Origin of the sequence: Nakamurella sp. UYEF19 (assembly GCF_040546275.1) — a bacterium.
Taxonomy (GTDB): Bacteria; Actinomycetota; Actinomycetes; order Mycobacteriales; family Nakamurellaceae; genus Nakamurella.
The window spans coordinates 1-22,179 of the sequence record NZ_JBEPNO010000012.1 but is presented as its reverse complement, the minus strand read 5'-3'; the positions used below and the strand labels follow the sequence as shown (position 1 = coordinate 22,179).

Annotated in this window: 18 protein-coding genes and 1 pseudogene; 6 read left to right on the top strand and 13 right to left on the bottom strand. The window is 68.2% G+C overall.

Annotated features, from left to right (window positions below):
• Positions 1–4 precede the first annotated feature (4 nt).
• Positions 5–919 carry a LysR family transcriptional regulator gene (locus ABIB25_RS16625; protein WP_354529590.1) on the top strand — a complete coding sequence of 305 codons (915 nt, stop codon included), beginning with the start codon at positions 5–7 and terminating at the stop codon, positions 917–919.
• Between the two features lie 38 nt (positions 920–957).
• On the opposite strand, the gene ABIB25_RS16620 is transcribed toward ABIB25_RS16625, so the two are convergent.
• The 5 genes from ABIB25_RS16620 to ABIB25_RS16600 form a co-directional block, all read right to left on the bottom strand.
• The gene (locus ABIB25_RS16620) at positions 958–2,439 is read right to left on the bottom strand and encodes an aldolase/citrate lyase family protein (protein ID WP_354529589.1); all 1,482 of its coding nucleotides are present in this window, start codon (positions 2,437–2,439) and stop codon (positions 958–960) included.
• Entirely contained in the window at positions 2,436–3,245 is an 810-nt protein-coding gene (locus ABIB25_RS16615; protein ID WP_354529588.1) for an SDR family NAD(P)-dependent oxidoreductase, read from the bottom strand. The genes ABIB25_RS16620 and ABIB25_RS16615 overlap by 4 nt, the downstream gene beginning before the upstream one ends.
• A gap of 42 nt (positions 3,246–3,287) precedes the next feature.
• The gene (gene hisD, locus ABIB25_RS16610; protein WP_354529587.1) at positions 3,288–4,616 is read right to left on the bottom strand and encodes a histidinol dehydrogenase; all 1,329 of its coding nucleotides are present in this window, start codon (positions 4,614–4,616) and stop codon (positions 3,288–3,290) included.
• 130 nt (positions 4,617–4,746) lie between these two features.
• Positions 4,747–5,913, bottom strand: a complete 1,167-nt coding sequence (locus ABIB25_RS16605) for a cupin domain-containing protein (protein WP_354529586.1) — start codon at positions 5,911–5,913, stop codon at positions 4,747–4,749.
• Positions 5,914–6,051: 138 nt separating this feature from the next.
• Complete coding sequence (locus ABIB25_RS16600) at positions 6,052–7,041, bottom strand: LacI family DNA-binding transcriptional regulator (protein WP_354529585.1); 990 nt, start codon at positions 7,039–7,041, stop codon at positions 6,052–6,054.
• Between the two features lie 267 nt (positions 7,042–7,308).
• Between ABIB25_RS16600 and ABIB25_RS16595 the strand changes: the two genes are divergently transcribed.
• Together ABIB25_RS16595 and ABIB25_RS16590 are read left to right on the top strand one after the other, a co-directional pair.
• The gene (locus tag ABIB25_RS16595) at positions 7,309–7,665 is read left to right on the top strand and encodes a GntR family transcriptional regulator (RefSeq protein ID WP_354529722.1); all 357 of its coding nucleotides are present in this window, start codon (positions 7,309–7,311) and stop codon (positions 7,663–7,665) included.
• 67 nt (positions 7,666–7,732) lie between these two features.
• A complete protein-coding gene (locus ABIB25_RS16590) occupies positions 7,733–8,677 on the top strand; it encodes a D-2-hydroxyacid dehydrogenase family protein (protein WP_354529584.1) in 945 nt (314 codons plus the stop codon).
• 72 nt (positions 8,678–8,749) lie between these two features.
• Here the strand turns inward: ABIB25_RS16590 and ABIB25_RS16585 are convergent, their stop codons facing one another.
• Genes ABIB25_RS16585 through ABIB25_RS16565 form a run of 5 tightly spaced genes read right to left on the bottom strand, consistent with a single transcriptional unit; the run spans position 8,750 to position 14,033 of the window.
• Entirely contained in the window at positions 8,750–9,802 is a 1,053-nt protein-coding gene (locus ABIB25_RS16585) for a Gfo/Idh/MocA family protein (protein WP_354529583.1), read from the bottom strand.
• Positions 9,799–10,815 (bottom strand): Gfo/Idh/MocA family protein, encoded by a 1,017-nt coding sequence (locus ABIB25_RS16580; protein ID WP_354529582.1) that lies wholly within the window; start codon positions 10,813–10,815, stop codon positions 9,799–9,801. The genes ABIB25_RS16585 and ABIB25_RS16580 overlap by 4 nt, the downstream gene beginning before the upstream one ends.
• 14 nt (positions 10,816–10,829) lie before the next feature.
• A complete protein-coding gene (locus ABIB25_RS16575) occupies positions 10,830–11,654 on the bottom strand; it encodes a carbohydrate ABC transporter permease (RefSeq protein ID WP_502919828.1) in 825 nt (274 codons plus the stop codon).
• Positions 11,651–12,598: a carbohydrate ABC transporter permease gene (locus ABIB25_RS16570; RefSeq protein WP_354529581.1), complete on the bottom strand. Its 948-nt coding sequence runs from the start codon at positions 12,596–12,598 to the stop codon at positions 11,651–11,653. Before ABIB25_RS16570 ends, ABIB25_RS16575 begins: the two co-directional genes overlap by 4 nt.
• Position 12,599: 1 nt before the next feature.
• Positions 12,600–14,033 (bottom strand): ABC transporter substrate-binding protein, encoded by a 1,434-nt coding sequence (locus ABIB25_RS16565; protein ID WP_354529580.1) that lies wholly within the window; start codon positions 14,031–14,033, stop codon positions 12,600–12,602.
• A 195-nt stretch (positions 14,034–14,228) separates the two neighbouring features.
• Here ABIB25_RS16565 and ABIB25_RS16560 point away from each other — a divergent pair, with 195 nt between their 5' ends.
• On the top strand, positions 14,229–15,452 hold the full coding sequence (locus tag ABIB25_RS16560) for an ROK family transcriptional regulator (RefSeq protein WP_354529579.1): 1,224 nt from the start codon (positions 14,229–14,231) through the stop codon (positions 15,450–15,452).
• Between the two features lie 52 nt (positions 15,453–15,504).
• Positions 15,505–16,818, top strand: coding sequence for a family 4 glycosyl hydrolase (locus ABIB25_RS16555; protein WP_354529578.1), 1,314 nt, complete (start codon positions 15,505–15,507; stop codon positions 16,816–16,818).
• A 15-nt stretch (positions 16,819–16,833) separates the two neighbouring features.
• On the opposite strand, the gene ABIB25_RS16550 is transcribed toward ABIB25_RS16555, so the two are convergent.
• The 3 genes from ABIB25_RS16550 to ABIB25_RS16540 form a co-directional block, all read right to left on the bottom strand.
• The gene (locus ABIB25_RS16550) at positions 16,834–17,916 is read right to left on the bottom strand and encodes a carbohydrate kinase family protein (RefSeq protein WP_354529577.1); all 1,083 of its coding nucleotides are present in this window, start codon (positions 17,914–17,916) and stop codon (positions 16,834–16,836) included.
• Positions 17,917–17,937: 21 nt separating this feature from the next.
• Positions 17,938–18,909: an aldo/keto reductase gene (locus ABIB25_RS16545; RefSeq protein WP_354529576.1), complete on the bottom strand. Its 972-nt coding sequence runs from the start codon at positions 18,907–18,909 to the stop codon at positions 17,938–17,940.
• Between the two features lie 91 nt (positions 18,910–19,000).
• Complete coding sequence (locus ABIB25_RS16540) at positions 19,001–21,724, bottom strand: S53 family peptidase (RefSeq protein WP_354529575.1); 2,724 nt, start codon at positions 21,722–21,724, stop codon at positions 19,001–19,003.
• 285 nt (positions 21,725–22,009) lie between these two features.
• Between ABIB25_RS16540 and ABIB25_RS16535 the strand changes: the two are divergent.
• A pseudogene (locus ABIB25_RS16535) lies at positions 22,010–22,179 on the top strand (IS701 family transposase); the annotation flags it as partial.

Sequence of the window (22,179 nt, the reverse complement as noted above, 5' to 3'; positions counted from 1 at the left end):
CCCTATGACGCTGAATCAGCTGAGGGCCTTCCTGTCAGCGGCGCGGACCGGTTCCTTCACCGCCGCGGCCGCCGAGCTCTCGGTAGCGCAGGCCTCGGTGTCCGAGCTGATCAGACGGCTCGAGGACGAGCTGGGACTCCCCCTGTTCGGACGCGGTGGGCGACGGTTGGTGGTGACCCCGGCCGGGGTCGAGCTGCTGTCCTACGCGGAGCAGGCAGTCGCCGCGGCTGACGGCGGCGCACAGGCGATCCGCAACATGCAGACGCTGGGCGGTGGGGTGGCCACCTTCGGGCTGCTGCGCAACGCCGACTTCTACCTGCTGTCGGACCTGGTCGAGCAATTCCTCGTACGTCATCCATCAGTACGCGTGCGGATGGTCGGCGTCAACTCCGTCGAGACGGCCGGTGCCGTGGCCGCCGGGGAACTGGAGGCAGGCCTGGTGGTACTGCCGATCGACGACGAGGGGCTCACCGTGACGCCGCTGCTGCGCGACGAGGTGTTCTACGCCAGCAGGAATCCCGACCACGTCAGCGGTCCCGTCACCATCGAGCGATTCTGCTCGGCGAGGCTCGTGCTCTACGACGCGCACTACGGCTGGAAGGACCCCACGCGGCGGCAGCTGCTGGAACGGGCTCACCTCGCCGGTCTCAAGATCGAACCCTGGATCGAGGTGGAACACGTCGAATCCGCACTCGACCTGGTGATGCGCGGCGTCGGCGATTCGATCGTCTGCCAGGCGGTGGTGGAGAGCTCTGCCTGCCCCCCTGGCCTGCTCATCGCGCCTTTCGCCGAGCCGCTCTACGACACGATCGCTTTGATCCAGCGGGTCAACGCAGTCCTCTCTCCCGCCACCCGGGAATTCGCCAGACTGGCCGAGCGAACCCTGATGAGCCGGCAGCAGCGGCCCACCCCACCTTGAAATAGGCTGCAGTTGAACAACTTTCGTCGCTCAACCGATTAGCCGGTGAGGAAGTCCATGATCAGCCGGGCGAGCTCGACCGGTGCGTCCAGCGCCGTCATGTGGCCGGCCTCGGGCAGCACCACATGGATCGCACCGGGAATGCCGACTGCCAGTTCCTCCTGCAGGTCGGGGCGGCAGATCTCGTCGAGCGCCCCACTGACCACGAGCGTCGGGACACCGATGGCGGGCAGACCGGGGAGGCTGTCCGGACGGGTTGATTGGGCGGCCAGTTGTCGACGCAGTCCGTCCGGTCCTACCTTGCGGGCTCCGGCAGTCCATCGGTCCAGCAACCCCGGACGGTCGACCGCTGGCCCCAGGTTGACGACGGCCTGTTCGGCGACCAGGTCCGCGAATCCGCCCGCCATGATCCTGTCATCCTGCTGCTGCCAGACGCTCAGCTGGGCATCGGCGGCACCCCGACCGCCGGCGTTCAGCAGGACGAGCCGTCGCAGCCGATGTGGTGCACGACGGGCAATCTCGAGGGCGACGATGCCGCCGAGCGAGTGACCGACCAGGCTGAACCGCTCCGGCGCCGAGACCAGCACCGACTCCGCCATGGCGCCGACGGAGTCGTCGAGGTCGATCCGTCCGGTCCGGACCGTCAGGGTCGGCGGGAGAGCGCTCAGCACGTCGTCCCAGACGGTCGGCCCACCGAACATGCCGGGCAGGAAGACCACTGGGTCGTCGGTGGCACGTTCGGTCGTGGGGACCACCTCCGACCGACCGGTGGCCAAGGTGGTGAACAATGATCCGAGGGCGGCGAGGAGGTTGTAGATCACCATCGTGCTGCCCGCCGCGAAGTGCGACCTCGCCTGGGCAGGATCGGCCGTGATCGTCACGACGGCCACCTCGGCGCGGCGGGCGGCGGCGTGCACGTCGGCGATGGCCCGCTGCACGGTCGCGCTCCCCTGCTCACCGGGCATGCCCATGGCCGTGGACAGGTCTGCCGGGCCGACGAGGAGTCCGGAGACCCCGTCGACGGCGGCGATCTCCTCCGCTGCAAGGACTCCAAGGGTGTCCTCGATCATCAGGATGATCGTCGTGTCGGCGGCGGACGTGTCCAGATGCTCGACCGCGCGGGCCAACCCGTGACGCCCGCTGCGGGTGTAGGTGGCGAACCCGCGATCGCCCCGCGGTGGATAGCGAGCCGCCCGGACGACCTCCTCGGCCTGCTCGACGGTGGAGATGTGGGGTGCGATGATGCCGGCGGCACCGAGGTCGAGGACCCGGAGGATCTCCGACACCTGCCCGACCCTGACCAGGGCCGGAATACCCGCGGCCGCCGCGGCCATCAGGTGGTGGGTGAGCGGGATCTGGTCACCGGGCCCGTGTTCGGTGTCGATGACCACAAAATCCATGCCGACCAGTGCCGTCATCTCGATCAGGGTCTCGTTCGGCATCCGGAGCAGGGCACCGAGCAGCGGCTCACGAGCGGCGAGGCGCTTCGCCAGTCCGGAAGACGGCGGTGGCCGGATCACCGGGCGACCATACCCGCCGAGAGGTCGATGTCGGCCGCGTGCAGACCGGGCATGGCCAGCATGGCTACGACGGCGAAACCGACCTCTTCCTCTTCCAAGAGCCGGCCGAGCAGCGCCCGCCCGGCGAATTCGTCCCTGGCCTGTTCGATGCTCCGGCCGGTGCGTTCCGCCTCCATCGCGAAGTTGCGGTGCATCCGCGGCCCCTCGACCGGTCCCGGCGACAGGCTGTTCACCGTGATCCCGAGCGGACCGACCTCGGCGGCCAAAGTGGTGGTGAGTCCCAGCACGGCCATCTTCGATGCGCAGTAGGGAGTGCGCCGCGCGAGCGGTCGTTTGCCGCTCACCGAGGCGAGGTTGATGACGTCACCCGATCCCCGCTCGATCATGGGCGGAAGAAAGGCCTTGCACATCAGGAACATCCCGGTGACGTTCACATCGAAGACGGCATTCCACTCGGTGATGTCGATGTCGATCAGGGAGGCCACCGGACCCGGCACACCGGCATTGTTGACGAGGATCGAGATCTGCTCGTCCGACACGGCGGCGGCCAGCGCGTTCACCGAGTCGGGATCCGACACGTCGACCGAAGCGACCCGGGAGGACCCGACTCCCTGCGGCTCGCCGGAGCGCTCGGCGATCAGGTCAGCGGTCTCCTGGAGCGGGCCGACGGTCCGGCCGGTCAGCACCACCCGGACTCCGGCCGCGGCCAGCTGCAGCGAGATCGCCCGGCCCAGACCATTTCCGGCGCCGGTGACCAGGGCCGTTCGCCCCGTCGGCCGGGGCGGTCCCGGCACGGTTTCAGGCATCGATGTCAGACATGAGCTACCGGCATCGGTGCAGGGATCGGTTCATCCATCGGCGGGGACGGGCCGGAACTCGTGGTCGCTCCAGGGCAGCGACGCTCCGCCGAACTTCGCGGCGCGGACGTCACCGGAACGCGCGTGGCCCTCGAAGGACTCGACCCGTGCGGCCCGGCCGCACAATTCACCCAGTGCTGCGCTGGACGCGGTGTCGGTGACCTCCTGGTAGGTCACCGTCTTGAGGTATTTTCCGACCCACAGGCCGCCGTTGTAGCGCGAGGCTCCCCTGGTCGGGAGGACGTGATTCGTGCCGATCACCTTGTCGCCATAGGAGACGCAGGTCCCTTCGCCGAGGAACAGGGCTCCGTAGATCTTCATCGCCAACAACGCCTGCCGCGGGTCCTGCGTGAGCACCTGCACGTGCTCGGACGCGAAGGCGTCAGCCACCACGTAGGCCTCGTCGATCGTGTCGACGAGGAGGATCTGGCCGTGGTCGCGCCAGGCCGGGCCGGCGTAGTCGCGGGTGGGCATGTCCACGAGCAGTTTCTCGATGTGCTGGAGCGCTTCCCGTGCCACCGTCTCGCTGGTGGTGATCAGCACGGCCGGTGAGTCTGGTCCGTGCTCGGCCTGGCTCAGCAGATCAACCGCAACCACGAACGGATCGGCGAAGTCGTCGGCGATCACCAGGATCTCGGTGGGGCCGGCGAAGAGATCGATGCCGACCTCGCCGAACAGCTGACGCTTGGCCTCCGCGACGTAGGCGTTGCCCGGACCGGCGATCAGGTCGACCCGGCCGATGCTCTCGGTGCCCAACGCCAGGGAGACGACGGCCTGAACCCCACCCAGCACGTAGATCTCGTCGGCACCGGCCAACGACATCGCGGCGATGGTGGCCGCCGGGATCACCCCGCGGATCGGCGGTGTGCAGGCAGCCACCCGTTCCACACCCGCGACCTTGGCGGTGACGATCGTCATGTGCGCCGAGGCGGTCAGCGGGTAGCGACCACCGGGCACGTAGGCACCGGCGGCGCCGATGGGCAGGTTCTTCTGGCCGAGGTGGACGCCGGGCATCGTTTCGATCTCGAAGTCGGTGATCGACGCCCGCTGTGCCGTGGCGAATCGGCGGACGTTCGCCTGCACGGTCAGGATGTCGTCGATGACCTGCTGCGGCAGCGATCCGATCAGGTCGTCGATCTGCGGCCGGTCCAGTCGGAACGACTCCGGCGACCACTGGTCGAACTTCTCCGAGTACTCGCGGACGGCGACGTCGCCGCGCTCGCGGATGTCGGCGACGACGCCCCGGACGGTGTCGGCGACGGCCTCGCGTCCGGCCGTGACGGTTTGCGCAGCAACGGGTTTCTTCAGGTGGGTGATCACAACGCCTCTGTTGTCCTCATCGTGTTCGGCTCGGTGGTGGGATTGACTCGGTGGTGTGGGTTCGTTCTGGAGCGGTTGCAGGGTGACGCGGTTGCGGAATGGTGCGGTTGCGAAATGGTCGGCCCGGAATTCAGTCGTCCAGGACGGAGGTGCGCACGACGGCCCACGGCGCCACGTAGCCGGCCGCGTCCTGGGCCCAGTCCTTCTCCCGCGCCATGTCCCTGACCTCGTCGGCCCATTCCAGGTGGACACGTCCGTCACCGCCGTTCACGACGGCGATCTGGCCGGGTTCGTCGGAGATCACCTCGAACCGGCGCCAGGCTCCGGCCGGTACGGAAAGCGTGTCGTCGGGGCCGATCTCGACGCTGGTCCGGGTGCCGAGGTGATTCAGCGTCACGCGCCACCGGCCCCGGTAGACGATGAGAGCCTGCGAACTCTGGTGGCGATGGGTGAGGAGACCCTCGCCGGTGTCGGCCCGTAGCCAGCCCAGGTTGAAGTTGTGGGGGTAGTGGACGGGCGGGACCTGATCCCGGTCCTCGGTCATGCCGTATCCGACCACCTGGGCGAACTGCGCCCGTCCGCCTGGCAGCTCACTGCACAGGAACGGGTGCTGCGACCAGAGGAGGTCATCAGGAGCGACGATCCGCGAACGCATCTGCTCGGGGGTCCACCGACGCAGCTTGGAAACCTCGTCGTCGGACATCGGCGCGATCAGATCCGTGTCCGCGTCGACCACGCCACCGGCCTGGGTATCGATGAGCTGGTTGTCGGCCCGCAGGTACAGCCCGTGCTCCCGCGCGCCGCGGACGATGGACGGTCCCCAGATGATCCCGCCCGTGTTGTCGAACCCGAGAGCGGTGAACAGCCAACCGTTGTCGGCCCCGATGTTGGTGAAGCCGCGGAAGATCCAGGTCGGAACGGTGACGATCGCGCCCTCGTGGAAATCGAGTTCGTGCTCGCCATCGACGCCCCAGCGCAGGCGCCAGTCACCACGGAAGTTGAGGAACACCTCAGCGGTGAAGTGGAGGTGCAGATTGTTGTTGACCCCGGTCGGCATCGCCGCCGCGCCGATGTTGAAGCCGTGCGGCTCCTCCAGGTTGATCACCTGGTCGGGATTCTGGGTGACCCCCGAGCCGATGATGGAGTAGTTCTCCTTGGTCTCGCTGCCCGGCATCCGGCAGTCGATGAAGGCCGTGTTGCAGCTGACGTAGTCCGTCCGGCGGATGGTACGGCGAGCGAGATCGTCTGCGCTGACGAAGGTGTCAGCTCCGACGGTGAGGGTGTCCGAAGAGGTCATCATTAGACTGTATACGTATGCATCGCTTGGCACCAGCCCCTCGGCGAAGTGACCGGGAGAAAAGCATGTCGCTCGACCCTCGGCGCGCATCACCACGCGTCCGGATCGTGGACCCGGGTCCCGGGCGGACCTTGCCCTCTACCGGGCCCGGTGGGTTCGCCGTTCCACCAGCTCCACCGGGAACTGGTCGTGCACGACCGGACCCTGCGGATCGGCGAGCCGGGCCAGCAACAGCTCCGCCGCCCGGGAGGCCATCCCGCCGAAATCTACCCGGACACTCGTCAGGCCGAAGGTGGGCCATGATGCGATCTCGAGGTCGTCGAAGCCGACCACCGACATCTCGTTCGGGACGTCGAGGGCCAGTTCGGTCAGCGCATTGATCGCTCCGACGGCGACGATGTCATTGATACAGAAGATAGCGGTCGGGCGATTCCCGCGGCCGAGCAACTCGTGCATCGCGGCCCGGCCCACCTCGTAGGAGAACCAACCGCGGACCACCCTGGCCGAGGGCAGCGTCAGCCCGGCCGATCGCAGGCCGGCGCGGAAGCCCCGTTCGCGCTCGGACGCGGAGCTCGTTTCCCGAGGACCCAGGATCGCTGCGATGTCCCGGTGCCCCAGCCGGGTCAGTAGTTCGGCGACCGCCCGGCCGCCCGCCACGTTGTCGGCCGTCACGCTGTCCGCCTCCACCAGTTCCGAGACCCGGTTGAGCTGCACGAAAGGAACCCCCCTGGTCTGCAACTGCAGCGGAAGACTCGACCGGAGCTGCGACGTGGTCAGCACCGCCCCGTCGACCGACCCGTCGAGCAGGCGTCCGTCGCTGACGATCTCCTCGCCGCGTTCGGCCAGCAGGACCATCCGGAATCCCTTTGCTGCAAAGGCATCGTGCAACGGCCCGACCAGTTGCGGATAGAGCGGGTTGTCGAGGTCCGCCACCATGGCGATCTGCCTCGTCGACATCGTCGACAGACTCCGTCCCAGCTCGCTCGGGACGTACCCCAATTGCTCGGCGGCGATCCGGACCCGCTCCCGGGTCGCGGCCGACACCTGGCTGTCCTGGCGCAGCGCCCGCGACACCGTCGGCTGGGACACGCCCGCCAGGCGGGCGACGTCATGGCTGGTGACCGCCATCTTGATTTCCGTCCTGGGCGCGCGTCTAGGTGTGCAGGGTCCGGGTGTGCAGGGTCAGGACCGCCGTCCTCGGAGCCGGTCCGTCGTCGTCATTGTGTCAGCTGCAGGCTGCCATGCGCATACGTATCCGAGCCGGCGGCGTGGAGGGAAAGCCCCTACCCGACCCACCCGGGCGTTGGGCGGCGATACCCGCGGGCCTCGGGTCATGTCTGCTGGGGGTTTCGGCGAGCCGACGGCGCCCCGATGATCGACAATGACTCCATGCCCATGATCACCATCGACGCCGCGTCCTCGGTTCCGCCCTTCGAGCAGGTGCGCTCGCAACTGGCCGAGCAGATCCAGTCGGGACGGCTGCCAGTCGGGGCCCGCCTGCCGACCGTCCGCGGGTTGGCCACCACTCTCGGCCTGGCCGCCAACACCGTTGCCAGGGCGTTCGGCGAACTGGAACACGCCGGCCTGGTCCGGACCAGCGGCCGCGCCGGCACCACGGTCAGCGCCTCGGGTGATGCCGGGCGCACTCAGGCCGCCGCTGCCGCTCGCGACTTCGCCGCGCTGGCCGGCAGTGTCGGACTGTCGCGCGAGCAGGCCCTCGACATCGTCCGAGCGGCGCTCGACGCCCGGTGAGGCCTTCCTACCTCACGTCCGAACTGTCCTTGCATTCCGTCATCCTGTTCGAAAGGCCGGCCACCGCATGAGAGTTGTTGTGCTGGACGACTACCAGCACGCGGCCGGGTCGTTCGCCGACTGGAGCACACTGGATGCCGAGGTGGTTTTTCTGGATCGCCACCTCGCCGACCAGGACGAACTGGTGTCGACCTTGGCCGGGTTCGACGTGGTGGTCGCGATGCGCGAGCGCACCCCGTTCCCGGCGGACCTCCTCGGCAGGTTGACCGATCTCCGCCTGCTGGTGACCACCGGGCAGCGCAATGCGGCGATCGATCTGGAGGCGGCGGCCGCCAACGGAATCACGGTCTGCGCCACCGGCTACTTCTCCTCCGCCACCTTGGAACACACCTGGGCGATGATTCTGGCCGCAGCCCGGCACCTACCGGCCGAGTTCGCCGCCGTCGCCGACGGACGGTGGCAGCAGCAGGTCGGGATCAGCCTGGCCGGACGCACTCTCGGGCTCGCCGGGCTGGGACGGCTCGGCTCCGCAGTGGCCAAGATCGGGTTGGCGTTCGACATGGAGGTCATTGCCTGGAGCCAGAACCTGACCGCAGAACGCGCCGCCGAGGTAGGCGTGGTCGCGGTGTCGAAGAAGGACCTGCTAGCCCGCTCCGACGTGCTCTCGATCCATCTCGTGCTGAGCGGCCGTACCCGGGGTCTGATCGGCGCTGCCGAGCTGGCGAGCATGAAGCCGACCGCGCTGCTGGTCAACAGCTCGCGGGGACCGATCGTCGACGAGGCGGCGCTGCTGGAGGCGTTGCAGCACAGGGTGATCGCCGGCGCCGCCCTGGATGTCTTCGACGTGGAACCTCTGCCCTCGGACCATCCCTTCCGCACCCTGCCCAATGCCACCGTCACACCGCACATCGGGTACGTGGTCGACGAGCAGTACCGGACCTTCTACGGCGACGCCGTCGAGGACATCGCCGCGTTCGCCGCCGGCGCCCCGGTTCGGGTGCTGTCGCCCTGACACTGCGAGCGGCCGATCCGCGCGCGAGGGGCGCAGATCCGCGCGCGAGGGGGCAGCACGGCGCACGCTGGCTCAGCCCAGGGTGACAGGGGCGTTGGTGGCCGCGGAATGGTAGGCGGCGCGGACGATCTCGAGCGTGCGGTAGCCGACCTCGCCGTCGGGCTGCACGGCCCGGCCGGTGCGGACGCAGCTCAGGAACTCCTCCAGCATCAGCGAGTCGAGGTCCGGCCCGAAGTCGGTCCAGCTCAGCCGGCCGGCCCGGTCGTCGAAGACGTCGAAGCGGTCCGCGAAGGCGTCGAAGCTGCAGGACGCGTGCTCGGCCTCCACCGCCAACGTCAGGCCACCCCAGGCCGGGTAGCTCCGGGGCGCACTCCAGCTGCAGTCGATGGTCGCGACGGTCCCGTCCTGATAGGTGACCACCACGAGTCCGCCTGTCTCGACGTCGACCTCGTCGCCGTGGACGATGTTGTTGACCTGCGCGTAGACGGACTGCGCCGGGCTGCCCAGCAGATCGTCCAGCAGATCGGCGAGATGCACGGTGTGGTCCATCAGCGATCCTCCGCCGGCCAGTTCGGCATCGACGAACCAGCGGCGACTGGCGATCGGAGCCTGGCCGTTGTTGGTGCCGGTCGCGGCGAAGACCTTGCCCAACGCACCGGAACGCACCTGGTCGCGAAGCGCGCGGAACCCCGGATGGAACCGGACCGGATAGGCCGTCATCAGCTGCACCCCACCTGCGGTGCAGGCCTCGATCATCGCCCGCGCGTCGACCAGCGAAGTGGCCAGGGGCTTCTCGCACAGCACGTGCACCCCGGCCGCCGCCGCCCACTCGACCAGCGGACGGTGCCGCGAGGTCTCGGCGCAGACGACCACCGCATCCGGTCCCCAGTCGAACAGTTCGTCGTAGGAGTCCACCAGATCGACACCCAGTCCATCGGCCATGGCGCTGCCACGGAGCTCGCCCGACGGGGCACCGCCCGCCTCCGGGTCGGCCACCAGCAGGTCGATGTCCGGTCGAGCCTGGAGCAACCCGGCATAACCGGCGGCGTGGACGTGCGCGAACGACAGCAGACCGACCTTGAGCGCCCGGCCGTCGCCAATCCGCCGTGTCGTAGCACCACTCATGACGTCACCTCCGAGGGCGACACGGGCCGCCCGGTTCGGGCTGAAAGGCTTGCCGCCAGTGCGATGTCGAGCGCCGCCAAACTGTCCTGCGCAGACACCCGCGGCGTCGGTCCGCCGGCAAACGCCGCGGCGAACTCGGCGAGCTCGCTCCCATACGGGGAAATGCCGAACGACACGTCCGGCAGCAACGCTCCCCCGGTGTCACGCGCGCCCGGGCCCGCGAAGGTGAGCGTCGGGCGGTCGGTGGTGGAGTACTGGATCAGACCGTCCGATCCGGCCAACGAGAAGGAGGTCCGGAATGTCTCGTCGGCGCGGCCCCAGCCGCCGACGAGATGGGTCAGGGCGCCACCGGTATGGGTCAGCACGGCCAACCCGAACAATGGGGATCCGTTGCCCCCCAACAGCTTTGCGTAGACCGATTCCACCTCTCCCGCCACCCATCTGGCAAAATCGAAGTCGTGGATCATCTGGTCGATCATGATCCCGCCGGACAGTGAGGGATCGGCGAACCACGGCTGCACCGGGGCGGCACCGCGGCGGAGCAGCCGCAGCACCGCCGGCTGTCCGATCCGTCCGGCCAGGACCGCCGCCCTGGCGGCCGCGTAGGCCGGGAAGTACCGGACCACCTGCCCGGGATAGAGCTGCACCCCGGCCTGTGCGCAGGCCCGGATCATCGAGGCCGCGGCAGCGTGATCCAGTGCCAACGGCTTCTCGCACACCACATCCCGGCCGGCCGCGGCTGCCGCCAGCACGATCTCGTGGTGGGCGAAGGTCGGCGCGCAGACGTCGACGATGTCGCAGGCTGCCAGCAGCTCGTCGAGCGAATCGCAGGCTTCCGCCCCGTAGTCCTGCGCCACCTCGGCGGCCCGACCGTCCACCGAGTGGATGAGGATCCGATACCCCATGGCCTGCCAGGACTGCAGGTGCGGTCGGGCGATACCACCCGCACCGACAACCCCGACGGTTGGCGGCACCAATCCTTCTTTCGCACCGACCCCCCTGGTGGGCGTCATCCTTCTCTCTCCACTCATCCCTTGAGCGCGCCCTGCAACATGCCGCCGATGAATTTGCGCTGGAACAGCAGGTAGACGACGAAGATGGGGGCGAGCACGACGAGCGTGCCGGCGCACAACACCGGGATGTTGCTGGAGTACTGTCCGACGAAGAATCCGAGACCACCAGGTGCGGTGCGTTTCTCGGGATCCTGGATGAGGATGAGTACCAGCAGGAATTGGTTCCACGACCACATGAAGAACAGCACGGCCATCGTCGAGAGCGACGGCCCGGCCAGCGGCAGCAGCACGCTGACCAGGATTCGCCTCGGCGAGGCACCGTCCAGTTCGGCCGCCTCGATCAGCTCCCGCGGGTTGGTGCGGAAGTGGGTTCGCATCCAGAAGATCCCGAAGGGCATGAACAGCGCCGATTCGGCGAGAATGACGCCCCAGTAGGAATCCGTCAGGCCGACACCGCGCAGGTCGAAGTACAGCGGGATGACGATCAGTTCGACGGGCAGCGTGAGCCCGAGGAGGAAGAAGGAGAAGATCGCCCGTCCGGCCGGCACCCGCAGCACCCCGAATGCGTAGCCGGCCAGCGTGGAAAGGACGACCGAGAGCGGCACCACGACGACGGCAATGATCAGGCTGTTGATCAGCAACGTGCCGAATCCCGCTGTGGTCCACGCTTCCCGAAAGCTGTCGAAGCTGAATGCGGTCGGCCAGCTGATACCGGAAACCAACGCACCGGAGGGCTGGAAGGCCGCCAGGATGATGCTCACGAAAGGCAGGAGCGTGACCAGCGCCATGCCGATCAGCAGCACATAGCCGGCAATCGATTCGGTCCGGGTCGCTTTCACTGCTCGTCCTTCGCATCCACCAGTCGGTTGATGATCAGCACCACGATCAGGATCAGCACCGTCAACGTCACCGCGAGCGCAGAGGCCTGCCCGACCTGGCCGTCGGTGAACGCCAACCGGTACACCAGCAGACCGGGGACGGTGGTGGTGTTCCCCGGAGAGCCGTTGGTGGACACGTAGATCACGTCGAAACTGGCCAGCGCGGCGATGGTGGTGACGGTCAGGGCCACCGCGATCTCACCACGCAGGGCCGGCAACGTGACCGCCCGGAACTCCCTGATGGCCCCGGCGCCATCGAGTCTGGCCGCCTCGTAGAGGTTGGGTTCGACCTTCTGGGCCCCGCTGACGAACAGCATCGTGCACAGGCCGGTCAGCGCCCAGGTCCCGATCAGCCCGACCGCGAACAGCGCGAGGTTGAAATCGCCCAGCCAGGCGCGGGTGATCCCGCCAAGACCGATCGCCCGCAGGATCTGGTTGACCGCGCCGTCCTCGTTGTACATCCAGCGCCAGGTGATGCCGACCGCGACCAGGGGCACGATCTGAGGCAGGAAGAAGATGACGCGGAACAGCGACATCCCGGGCCGTCGGAATCGTGAGAGAACCGCGGTCAGCACGAGTCCCAGCAGGATCGGCAGGCCAGCGAAGAACAGGATCAGCACCAGCGCGTGCTCGATGGCCCCCCGCAGCGCTTCGCTGGTGAACACCGATTCGTAGTTCCCGAAACCGGCCCACGTGGCGAGGGTGACGCCGTCCCAGTTGAAGAGCGAGATGTAGACCGTGTGCAACGCCGGGATGATGACGAACAGCCCGTAGAGCAGGAACGCCGGAGCGATGTACGCCCAGGTCGAGAAGCGGGTCCGATTGACCCGCGACGACCGACCGGCCCGTCGGGGCACCCGGTTGCTGGTGACCTCGGCCGGGGCGGTGACGATGTCGGCGCTCATCTCAGCTGCCGTGATAGGCGGTCCACACCGTCTGCAGGGACTGCAGGAAGTCCTGCGGCTGCTCACGTCCGGCGATCACCGACTGGAGGCCGGACTCGAGCGAATCGAGCATCGCCGGAGCCGCGAAGTCCGGGAACGGGATGAGACCGTCGGCGGACACCACCGCCTGGTTGGCCTTCTTCAGATCACCCTTCACCCCGGTCGCGGCCGGAGCTGCCGAGGCGTTCGGCGGCAGGAACCCACCGGCGTCCTCGATGACGGAAGCCTCCGGGCTCTGCAGGAAGTTCAGGAAGGCCGCGGCGGCCTCCGGGTGCTTGGACTTGGCCGAGATCGAATAGGACACGCTGAAGCCGTTGCCGACCGCCTTGCCGCCCGCGGTGGCCGGCGGCATCACCATGAACCCGACGTTGGCGCCCATCGCCTTGTCCAGCTGCGCGGCCGCCCAGTTGCCGTTGATCAGGAACAGGCTGGCGCCCTTCGCGAACGCCGTCGCCGAGTCGTTCTCGCTGGTGCCGTTGGCCGACGCCGGGAAGTAGCCCTTCTTCGCCCAGTCGGCGAACTTCTGCGTCGCGGCGATCGCCGCCGGGGTGACGATGCTGCTGCCGGCCTTGCCGTTGATCCAGTTCTTCAGAGCGGGAACATCGGTGCTGACGTTCATCACCGACGCCCAGACGTGCAGGCCTCCGGTATCCAGCGATCCGACCGAGACCGGCGTGATGCCAGCAGTTTTGGCTTTGGCCAGATCTGCTTCCATCTCCGTCAGGGTCGTGGGCGGCGACGTGATGCCGGCCTTCGTCATCAACTGCTTGTTGTAGTAGACGCCGACCAACGACAGTCCACCCGGCACCGCGATCAATGCCCCGGTACCCAAGATCTTGCCCGTTGGATCGACCCGCAGTTCGTCGAGAGCTGACTTGGGGAACGACTTGTCCCAGCCGTACGCCTGCTCGTAGGGCGTCAGGTCACGGATCAGTCCGCCGGCGACGAAAGTGCCGAACGCCGCGTTGTACTGGGCGAGATCGGGTGCGCTGTCCGAGCTCATCGCCAGCTTGAGGGACTTCACGTAGTCGTTGAACTGTGTGTACTGGCTGGTGATGGTGACCTGCGGGAACTTCTTCTCGAACGCCGCGATCAACGCCTTCGTCATGTCCGGGCTGTCGGTGAAGGCCAGCTTGAGCTCGACCTTGTCGGCCGGGACCGCGGTGGTCACCGCTGCTACGCCGGAGCCGGAGCCAACGGCACCCGACGAGGCGACGGCCCCGCCGGTGGAGGTTGTGGCCGAAACCGCAGCGCTCGAGGTCGACGGCGTGCTGGAGGTGGAGGCGCTGCTGCCGGGCGTCAGCGAGCTGCAGCCGGCCAGCAGGAGAGCGAAGCCGGCCCCGACGATCACCAAGCGGCGGCGCATTCTGATCTCGCGCCGGAAGAATGAACTCATGAACGGTGCTCCTTGCAGACGGTGGTGAATGTCGCGACGAAGTCAGGTCTTCAGCAGGCGAGTCCCCCGGCTGACCCAACCAGCCCCCTGAACGGCTGTCAAGGGATAAAGGTGGGGACTCTGACTTACCAGCCGATTAGTCCTGTTCCTCCTGCTCCATAGGAATGTTGCCGACCTTGACATATGGTTCTGCTCATGCCGACGAGCGTGGTGAGCGCGGCCCGTGCGGGTCCGGTCCGAGTGCCGTCACGCGGTCTGCTCTCGTCCAGCGATGTCGGCAGCGCGAACCGGGCCCGGCTCCTGCAGGCGCTGGTGGACGACGGGCCGACGTCACGAGCCGATCTGGCCCGGCGCATCAACGTGCCGAGGGCCACCATCAGCTCGATCGTGACCCCCCTGCTGGAAACCGGTGTGCTGCAGGAAGACCAGCCCAGGCCGCCGATCGATGGGATCGGGAAGCCGCCGCGTCCGCTCTGGTTCGCGCGGGGGGCGCTGCTGTGCGGGGCGTTGTCCGTCAGCCGCGGGGCCGTCGAGATCGCCGTGGTCAACGCCAGGGGCGAGATCCTGGCGCGGGAGCACGCCGCCGTCCGGACCGACGGGCCGACGGCCGCGCTGGATCGGCAGATCATCGCCGCGGCCGGCCCGGTCCTGCTGCCGTTCCGCGGACGGCTCAACGGCATCGGACTGACGGTCCCCGCCCTGTGCGACTCCGAGACCAGGCGGGTGGTGGCCTGCACTCCCGCACCGGGGTTGGTCGGCACCCATCTCCCCCACCTGCTGCACGACACCTTCGGAGTGCCATGCATTCTCGAACAGGACGTCCGCGCCTTCGCCGTCGGCGAACGGTGGTTCGGCCTGGGCCGCGGCACCCGTGACTTCGCCGCCCTGCAGTTCGGTGTCGGTGTCGGCGCCGGGGTGATGCTTGCCGGGCACCTGCTGTCCGGCCGCAACGGGCACACCGTCCAGCTGGGTCACACCAGCGTCGACGCGAACGGTCTGCCCTGTTCGTGCGGGCTCCGGGGTTGCTGGGAGACGTTGGCCGGAAGTCGCTGGCTCCGGACCGAGGCCGTCCGGCGCACCATCCCGGGCGGCCGGCACACCACCCCCCGGCGCCTGGCCGGACGTCAGGCCACCGGCGACACCGCGGCCGCCGACCTGTTGGCGGACTACGGCGACAACCTGGCCATCGGCATCGCGAACCTCGTCCAGCTGCTGTCGTTGCAGCTGTTCATCATCCACGGGGACGTCGTGCACGCCGGCGAGACCTTCCGGGCCGATCTGCAGGCCCGGGTGCTCACCCGTTGCATGCCGGCGCTGGCCGACGGCGTGCGCGTCGAGTTCTCCGAACTCGACCAGGACTCCGGCCTGCTCGGTGCCGCCGCGGCCGTACTGACCCACCAGTTGGGCGTCACGCTGTGACAAGACCTCCCGTGCCGTCCGGGATACCGATCGATCCGATAGCGTGCCCGTCATGCGACTGGTGATCCTGGGCGGCGGCGGTTTCCGCGTTCCGCTGGTATACCGTGCCCTCATCCGTCGACCGTGGCTGGGCATCGACGAAGTGGTCCTCTACGACGTTGACCTGGCCCGACTTGCCGTCGTCGCCGCCGTGCTGGAACCGACTCCCGGCGTCCGGATCCTGTGCACCGACTCCCTCACGGAAGCCCTGACCGGCGCGGATGTCGTCTTCTCCGCAATCAGGGTCGGGGGCGCCGCCGGACGGGTCCGGGACGAACGCCGCGCGCTGGACCTCGGGGTGCTCGGACAGGAAACGGTCGGCGCCGGCGGGCTGAGCTTCGGGCTCCGGACGCTTCCCGTTGCCCTGCAGGCGGCGCGCCTGCAGGCGGAGCTGGCCCCCGACTCGTGGCTGATCAACTTCACCAATCCGGCCGGTCTGATCACCCAGGCGCTGTCGGATGTGCTGGGCCCCAGGGTCATCGGCATCTGCGACTCGCCGATCGGGCTGGTCCGGCGGGCCTGCCGGGCCTTGGAGATCGACCCGGAGCGCGTCGAGTACGACTACGCCGGGATCAACCACCTCGGGTGGCTGACCGGCCTACGGCAGGACGGACGCGACCTCCTGCCCGACCTTCTCTGCGACGACGCACTGCTGGCACGTACCGAGGAGGGCCGGTTGTTCGATCCGCAGCTGCTCCGTTCGCTGCATGCGGTGCCGAACGAGTATCTGTACTTCTACTACGCAGCAAGGGAAGTCACCGCTGCACTGGCCGGATCGGCCACCCGCGGCGAGGTCGTCCTGGCCGAGCAGGACGAGTTCTACCGGGTCGCCGGCGGCGATGGGGCCCAGGCCGCCGAACTGTGGCAGCGGGCGCGGCAACACCGCGAGGAGACCTACCTGGCCGAGGCCCGGCAGGAGGATCGCGACGAGGGCGACCTCACCGGCGGTGGGTACGAGGAAGTCGCCCTCGACATCGCCCAGGCGGTGCTCTCCGGCCGACCGGCCGAGCTGATCGTCAACGCGCGCAACGGATCGACCATCCCCCAACTGCCGGAATCGACGGTCATCGAGACCCGCTGCCAGGTGGACGCGACCGGGGCTCACCCGCTGCCGCTGCCGACGCTGGGTTTGCACCAGCTTGGTCTCATCGCCTCGGTCCGCGCGTCCGAACTCGGGATCATCGAGGCCGCTGTCACCGGCCACCGCGAGGCGGCGATTCACGCGTTCGCCATCCATCCGTTGATCGGGTCACGGCAGGTGGCTGCGGATCTGGTCACCTCGATCGAGGCGGACGAACCAGCCGTGGCCGCCCTGCTCGGCGCCTGAGCACGCCAAACCTGTTCAGGCGTCGGACATCCGCGCGATGGTGGCGACGGCACGGCGGAGGGACACCGCCGGGTGGCTCGGCAGCTCATCGGCTACGAAGCCGTAGCTGTTGGCCAGCACCGCCGCCGATCTCGAACCCGCCGCCGCGGCGTGCCGGACTCCGGCCAGCCAGTCCGCCAGGTCGCCCCACCCGGGTGCGGCCAGCGAGCCTCCGACCTGCTGGACGGACAGCGCCGCGCACAGATTGCCGAACGCCATCCGGTTGCGCAGCGGCCACTCCCGCAGCGTTCCGAGGATGAACGCCGCATCGAAGACGTCGCCCGCGCCGGTGGCGTCCACCGCGTTGACCGGCAGCGAGGGTACCCATTCCTCCTCGCTGGTCAGCGAGTCGATGCCGATCGAGCCCTGTCCCCCGCAGGTCACCACGACCACCGGAACCAGTTCGGCGAGGCTCATCAGCGCCGCCCGCGGGTCCTCGGTCCTGGTGTAGGCCATCGCCTCGGTGCTGTTGGGCAGAAAGGCGTGCAGATCACCCAGGCCGGTCAGTTCCTCCGGTGCCCAGCGGCCGCTGGGATCCCACCCGACGTCACCGAACAGTTTGGCGCCCTTGGCCTTTGCGCGGGAGACCCACGGTTCGGGCTCTTCGTCCAGGCTGACGAACCCGATCCTGGTGATCGGCGTGTCCGACACCAACCCGGCCAGCGGGACCGGCGAGCTGTGGGCATGCGTGACCATCGCGCGGTCGCGATGCACCGCAAGGGAAACCGTCACGGGTGAGTGCCAGTCGGCGACGCGCTGAGAACGCGTCAGATCGACCCCCTCCTGCTCCAACGTGCGCCAGAGAAAGTCACCGTAGACGTCGTCGCCGAAGGTGGAGGCCAGCCCGGTCCGCAGGCCGAGACGGCTGGCGGCGATGGCCAGATTCGCGATCCCACCCGGGCAGGAGCCCATGCCCTCGGCATGGATCTCCGTGCCCGGCACCGGTTGTGACGGCAGTCCCGTCAGCACCATGTCGAAGAAGGTGGTGCCCTGCATGAAGACGTCCAGCAACGGTGCACCCGTTGAGTCCGGAGCCCCGCCGCCCGTCAAGTCATCCATCCACCCAGCCTTGCACGAAAATCACCAGGCGTAGTCCTCCGGAGCGGTCTTGTGGCCCGGGAAGATGTCGTCGAGCTTGGCGAGCGCTGCCTCGTCCAGGCTGACACCAAGTGCCTTCTCGGCGGAATCGAGCTGGGCCATCGTCCGCGGCCCGACGATCGGCGACGTGACGGCGGGCTGGTGCAGCAGCCAGGCCAACGCCACATCGCCCGGATCCAGGCCGCGCTCCTCCGCGAAGTCCTCGAACTTCTCGATCTGCTCCTTGTGCTCGGCGATCGCCTGCGCAGACCGACCTTCGTTGCGGCGCTTGCCGTCCCGCTCCTTGCGGAGCACTCCACCCAGCAGGCCGCCATGCAGCGGCGACCACGGGAGGATGCCGATCCCGTAGTGCAGCGCGGCCGGGATCACCTCGAGCTCGATGTCCCTGGTCATCAGGTTGTAGATCGACTGCTCGCTCACCAGCCCGATGAAGTGGCGGCTCGACGCGGCCGCCTGCGCCTGCGCGAGGTGCCAGCCGGCGAAGTTGCTGCTGCCGGCGTAGAGGATCTTGCCCTGGGCCACCGCGACCTCGACGGCCTGCCAGATCTCGTCCCACGGAGTGCTCCGGTCGATGTGGTGGAACTGGTAGAGGTCGATGTAGTCGGTCTGCAGTCGGGTCAGGCTGGCGTCCAGCGCCCGGCGGATGTTGAGCGCCGACAGCTTGCCGTTGTTCGGCCACGGATCCATGTCGCCGTAGAGCTTGGTGGCCAGCACCGTCTTCTCCCGTCGACCACCACCGGTGGCCAACCACCGTCCGACGATCTCCTCGGTCGCCCCCTTGCCCTTGTCACCGCCGTAGACGTTGGCCGTGTCGAAGAAGTTGATGCCCCGCTCGTGTGCGGAGTCCATGATCAGGTGCGAGTCGGGCTCGCTGGTCTGGGGCCCGAAATTCATGGTGCCCAGGCACAGGCGGCTGACGCTGAGGCCGGTTCGGCCCAGATGTGTGTAGTCCATGCCTTGCAGTATCGCCTTGCCCGGAGATCGCTCGCACACTGTCCCCCCGGCATGCCTGCTGGATGGGCTGTTTCGAGCGGCCGATCGGAAGTCAGCCGTAGAAGTAGCCGGCCACGTCGGCGACCAGGTCGACGCTCCCGGACCCGTCGAAGGTGAGGTCGATACCCCCGTCGGGTCCGACCGGGACCACCACCAGGTTCGCGACCGTCTGCCCGCGGACGAAGTTGAGGTTCGACGCCGTCGGTTGCTGGCTCGCGTCGGAATAGGCGGTGATGTAGCCGGTGCCGGTCGGTTTGACGACGAGCACGTTGAGCACCACTGCGCTCACACCAGTTGTCGGCAACGGTCCGTTCGGTGGGGTCAGGAACACCTGCACGCTGTCACCGCCGTTCAGCGGACTCGACGCACCACCGGTGCCGTTCCGGCTGTCCAGGACGCGCGTGGGGGTCAGTGGGTGGAAAGTGCCCGCCACCGTGCCGTCTGCGACCGGACCGACGAAATAGCCCATCACGTCGGCGACCAGGGATGTCCCGCCGCCGAGATGCACGGCCAGGTCGACGATTCCACCGGTTCCGACCGCGACGACCACCAGATTCGGCACCGTCCGTCCGGCTGCGAAGTTGAGGGTCGATGCTCGTGGCTCATCCTGGCCGTGAGGGTAGGCCGTGACGAACCCGTTCGCCGCCGCGCCGGTGGCGGTCAGGTTCAGCACCACGGCCGAGACATTCACCGCCGGAACACCTCCTCGCCCGAGTACGGCGAGCGGCACGGTGCCCGTGTCGGGTACCTCGGCCATCGGGGCGCCGATCCCGTGACGGGTGTCCAGGATGCGTTTCGGCGTCAGCGACCCGAACGCCCCGGCGTTCGTCGGCGTGCCACCGAGGTAGTAGCCCGAGACGTCGGCGATCAGGTGGGCGGTCGCGGACGTGTAGAGCCGGACCTTCCCGTCGGCGCCGACCGGCGCGAACACCAGGTTCGGCACCGTCTGGCCCTTGAGGTAGTTGAGGTTCGAGGTCGTCGGCTTGGCTGTGCCGCCCGGGTAGACCGTGACGTACCCGGCGTTGCCGGGCTGGGTCACCGTCACGTTGAGCACCACGCCGGAGACGCCAGAGGCGGGCACGACGCCGGCCCCCAGCACCTGCAAGTTCACCGCGGCCCCGGCCGGGACGATCACCGGATTGGCGCCGAGACCATTGCGGGTGTCCAGGATCCGGGTCGCGTCGACCGAGGTGAACGTCCCGGCAGTCCCGACGGTCCAGGAGAAATAGATGCTCGACGCGGCCGCCGGGCCTGCCGACGCAGTTGCGGTGACCCGCACCGTGGACACGCCGGGCGTGCTGGGTGACCCGGTCACCTTTCCGGTTGATGAGATCGCCAGCCCGGCAGGCAGTCCAGCCGCCGTGTAGGTCAGCGTGGTCAGTGGAGCGACGGTGGCCGAGAACTGGACGCTCACCGAATTGCCCACCGACGCGGCCCGATTGCCGGCATTGGTCAGCACGACCACCCGCGACGGTTTGATGAAGGCCGAGATACCCCTGGGCGTACCGAGACCCGTGGGTCCGTCCCAGCCGGCAGCCCCCGTGCACAGCTGGGACGAGGTGCAGACGCCGTTGTTCCCGCCGGTGACATCGTTGAGCGCACCCGTTCTGGCGTACAGGTAGGACACCGGATGGTCGCCGGCCGCAGGCGGCCCGGCCAGGGCGTAGACCGCGGCGATGATGGGCGCCGCCGCACTCGTCCCACCCGAGACCGACCAATCTCCGTAGGGCGAACCGCGTTGGTAGACAGCCACTCCGGTGTTCGGATCGGAGACGGCGGAGATGTCGTTGCCGGCCCGGTTCCGGCACACGGACGGGGCGATGATCAGCTGCCACTTCTGTTTCGGCTCGTCACCGGAGCAGCTGGACCCGGTCCCGGCCCAGGTCGACTCCGTCCACCGGCGGGGCACCGAGTTGTCCGGCACCAGGGACGTACCGCCGATGGAGAGGGCGTTCTTCGAGGTCGCCGGGTAGCTGTTGCCGCCGAGGTATCCGTTGTCACCCGAGGACGCCGAGTAGACGACTCCGGTCCGGTTGAAGAACGTCGAGTCGTAGTAGGCCTCGTCGCCGGTCTCCTGGCCGCCCCAGCTCATCGAGACGTACTTCGCCCCCATGCTGTTCGCCTTGGCGACGGCGAGAAAGAGGTTGTCTCCGTTGTCATCAGCTTCGATGAGGGTGATCTTGCACTTCGGACACACCGCCGAGACCATGTCCAGGTCGAGCGCGGTCTCGGCGGCCCACCCGTCGTCGTACGGCGGGAATCCGGACGACCCTCCCCGCTGGTTGATCTTCTTGAAGCAGCCGTTGGCAGACGTGCAGGCCGGGAGGTGGTAGTAGTTCCGGTAGGTCTGCAGATCCGACTCGGCATTGGGATACCCGAAGGCATCGATGACGTAGACCGTCTGGCCGGCGCCGGCCGTCCCCGACGGCAGTCCGTAGGCGGCCGTCAGGTTGGCCGGGGTGTAGCCGGCATGGGTTGCGGCAGCCACGTGCGGCCGATTGTTGATGCGGTGCAGCGAATAGCAGGTATAGAAGCCGGGTGCGGGCTTCTCCGGGCACCCGGCCTCATAGGCCGGGGCCACCGCTGCCGGTGCAATTGCTGCCTTCGGTGTTTCTGCGTGGGGACTTGCCGCCTCCGGGACAGGCTCGGAGGCCGCGGCCGGCGGCAGCGGTGCTACGGCAACGGAGATTCCCGACGCGGCAGCCGGACCGACCGCGAGAGCGAAAGCAGCGGCGAGCACCGCCAGTGTCGTGGTCAGTCTCGAAGTCAGTCGCATCGTCAAACCCTCCGGCGCAGCCGCCAACGCCGGGGACGGCGGAAGTCGGGTTCGTGGTGCGGCCCCGACCCGCCTGCAGCGGCTCGAGGCCTGTCATCCAGCAGATGCTTGCACATCTTCGTGACCCGGATGGCTCGCCGAGGTGCGATACCCCCCAACGGTCCAGTAGTCACCCGTTCAGTGCAGACGCCGTCGAACGACACCCCTAGTACTACAGTCGCGGTTATTTTGATCTTGTCGGCGTGTCTTCGCAGGTGAATGTTGGGTTGGACCGATCCTGCGGGGATGGGTGATGATCTGTGTGTGGCGCAGGTGCAGGAGTGGGCGGACGGACTGGCGCAGTTGCACGCCTTAATCGGGCGGCGTTTTGCCAGGTCAGAGCCCCGCGAGCACGCGTTGGCGTATGTGCAGGGGTTGCTGTCAGCGGAGGAACGGAAGAACTCCTGGACACTTTC

Bases quoted from the DNA above. Each gene is read 5' to 3' on its own strand.
- ABIB25_RS16570 (WP_354529581.1), bottom strand. From the start codon at position 12,598: ATGAGCGCCGACATCGTCACCGCCCCGGCCGAGGTCACCAGCAACCGG.
- ABIB25_RS16605 (WP_354529586.1), bottom strand. From the start codon at position 5,913: ATGACCTCTTCGGACACCCTCACCGTCGGAGCTGACACCTTCGTCAGC.
- ABIB25_RS16625 (WP_354529590.1), top strand. From the start codon at position 5: ATGACGCTGAATCAGCTGAGGGCCTTCCTGTCAGCGGCGCGGACCGGT.
- ABIB25_RS16580 (WP_354529582.1), bottom strand. From the start codon at position 10,815: ATGACGCCCACCAGGGGGGTCGGTGCGAAAGAAGGATTGGTGCCGCCA.
- ABIB25_RS16540 (WP_354529575.1), bottom strand. From the start codon at position 21,724: ATGCGACTGACTTCGAGACTGACCACGACACTGGCGGTGCTCGCCGCT.
- ABIB25_RS16600 (WP_354529585.1), bottom strand. From the start codon at position 7,041: ATGGCGGTCACCAGCCATGACGTCGCCCGCCTGGCGGGCGTGTCCCAG.
- ABIB25_RS16615 (WP_354529588.1), bottom strand. From the start codon at position 3,245: ATGCCTGAAACCGTGCCGGGACCGCCCCGGCCGACGGGGCGAACGGCC.
- ABIB25_RS16555 (WP_354529578.1), top strand. From the start codon at position 15,505: ATGCGACTGGTGATCCTGGGCGGCGGCGGTTTCCGCGTTCCGCTGGTA.
- ABIB25_RS16560 (WP_354529579.1), top strand. From the start codon at position 14,229: ATGCCGACGAGCGTGGTGAGCGCGGCCCGTGCGGGTCCGGTCCGAGTG.
- ABIB25_RS16585 (WP_354529583.1), bottom strand. From the start codon at position 9,802: ATGAGTGGTGCTACGACACGGCGGATTGGCGACGGCCGGGCGCTCAAG.
- ABIB25_RS16590 (WP_354529584.1), top strand. From the start codon at position 7,733: ATGAGAGTTGTTGTGCTGGACGACTACCAGCACGCGGCCGGGTCGTTC.
- ABIB25_RS16550 (WP_354529577.1), bottom strand. From the start codon at position 17,916: ATGGATGACTTGACGGGCGGCGGGGCTCCGGACTCAACGGGTGCACCG.
- ABIB25_RS16565 (WP_354529580.1), bottom strand. From the start codon at position 14,033: ATGAGTTCATTCTTCCGGCGCGAGATCAGAATGCGCCGCCGCTTGGTG.
- ABIB25_RS16595 (WP_354529722.1), top strand. From the start codon at position 7,309: ATGATCACCATCGACGCCGCGTCCTCGGTTCCGCCCTTCGAGCAGGTG.
- ABIB25_RS16545 (WP_354529576.1), bottom strand. From the start codon at position 18,909: ATGGACTACACACATCTGGGCCGAACCGGCCTCAGCGTCAGCCGCCTG.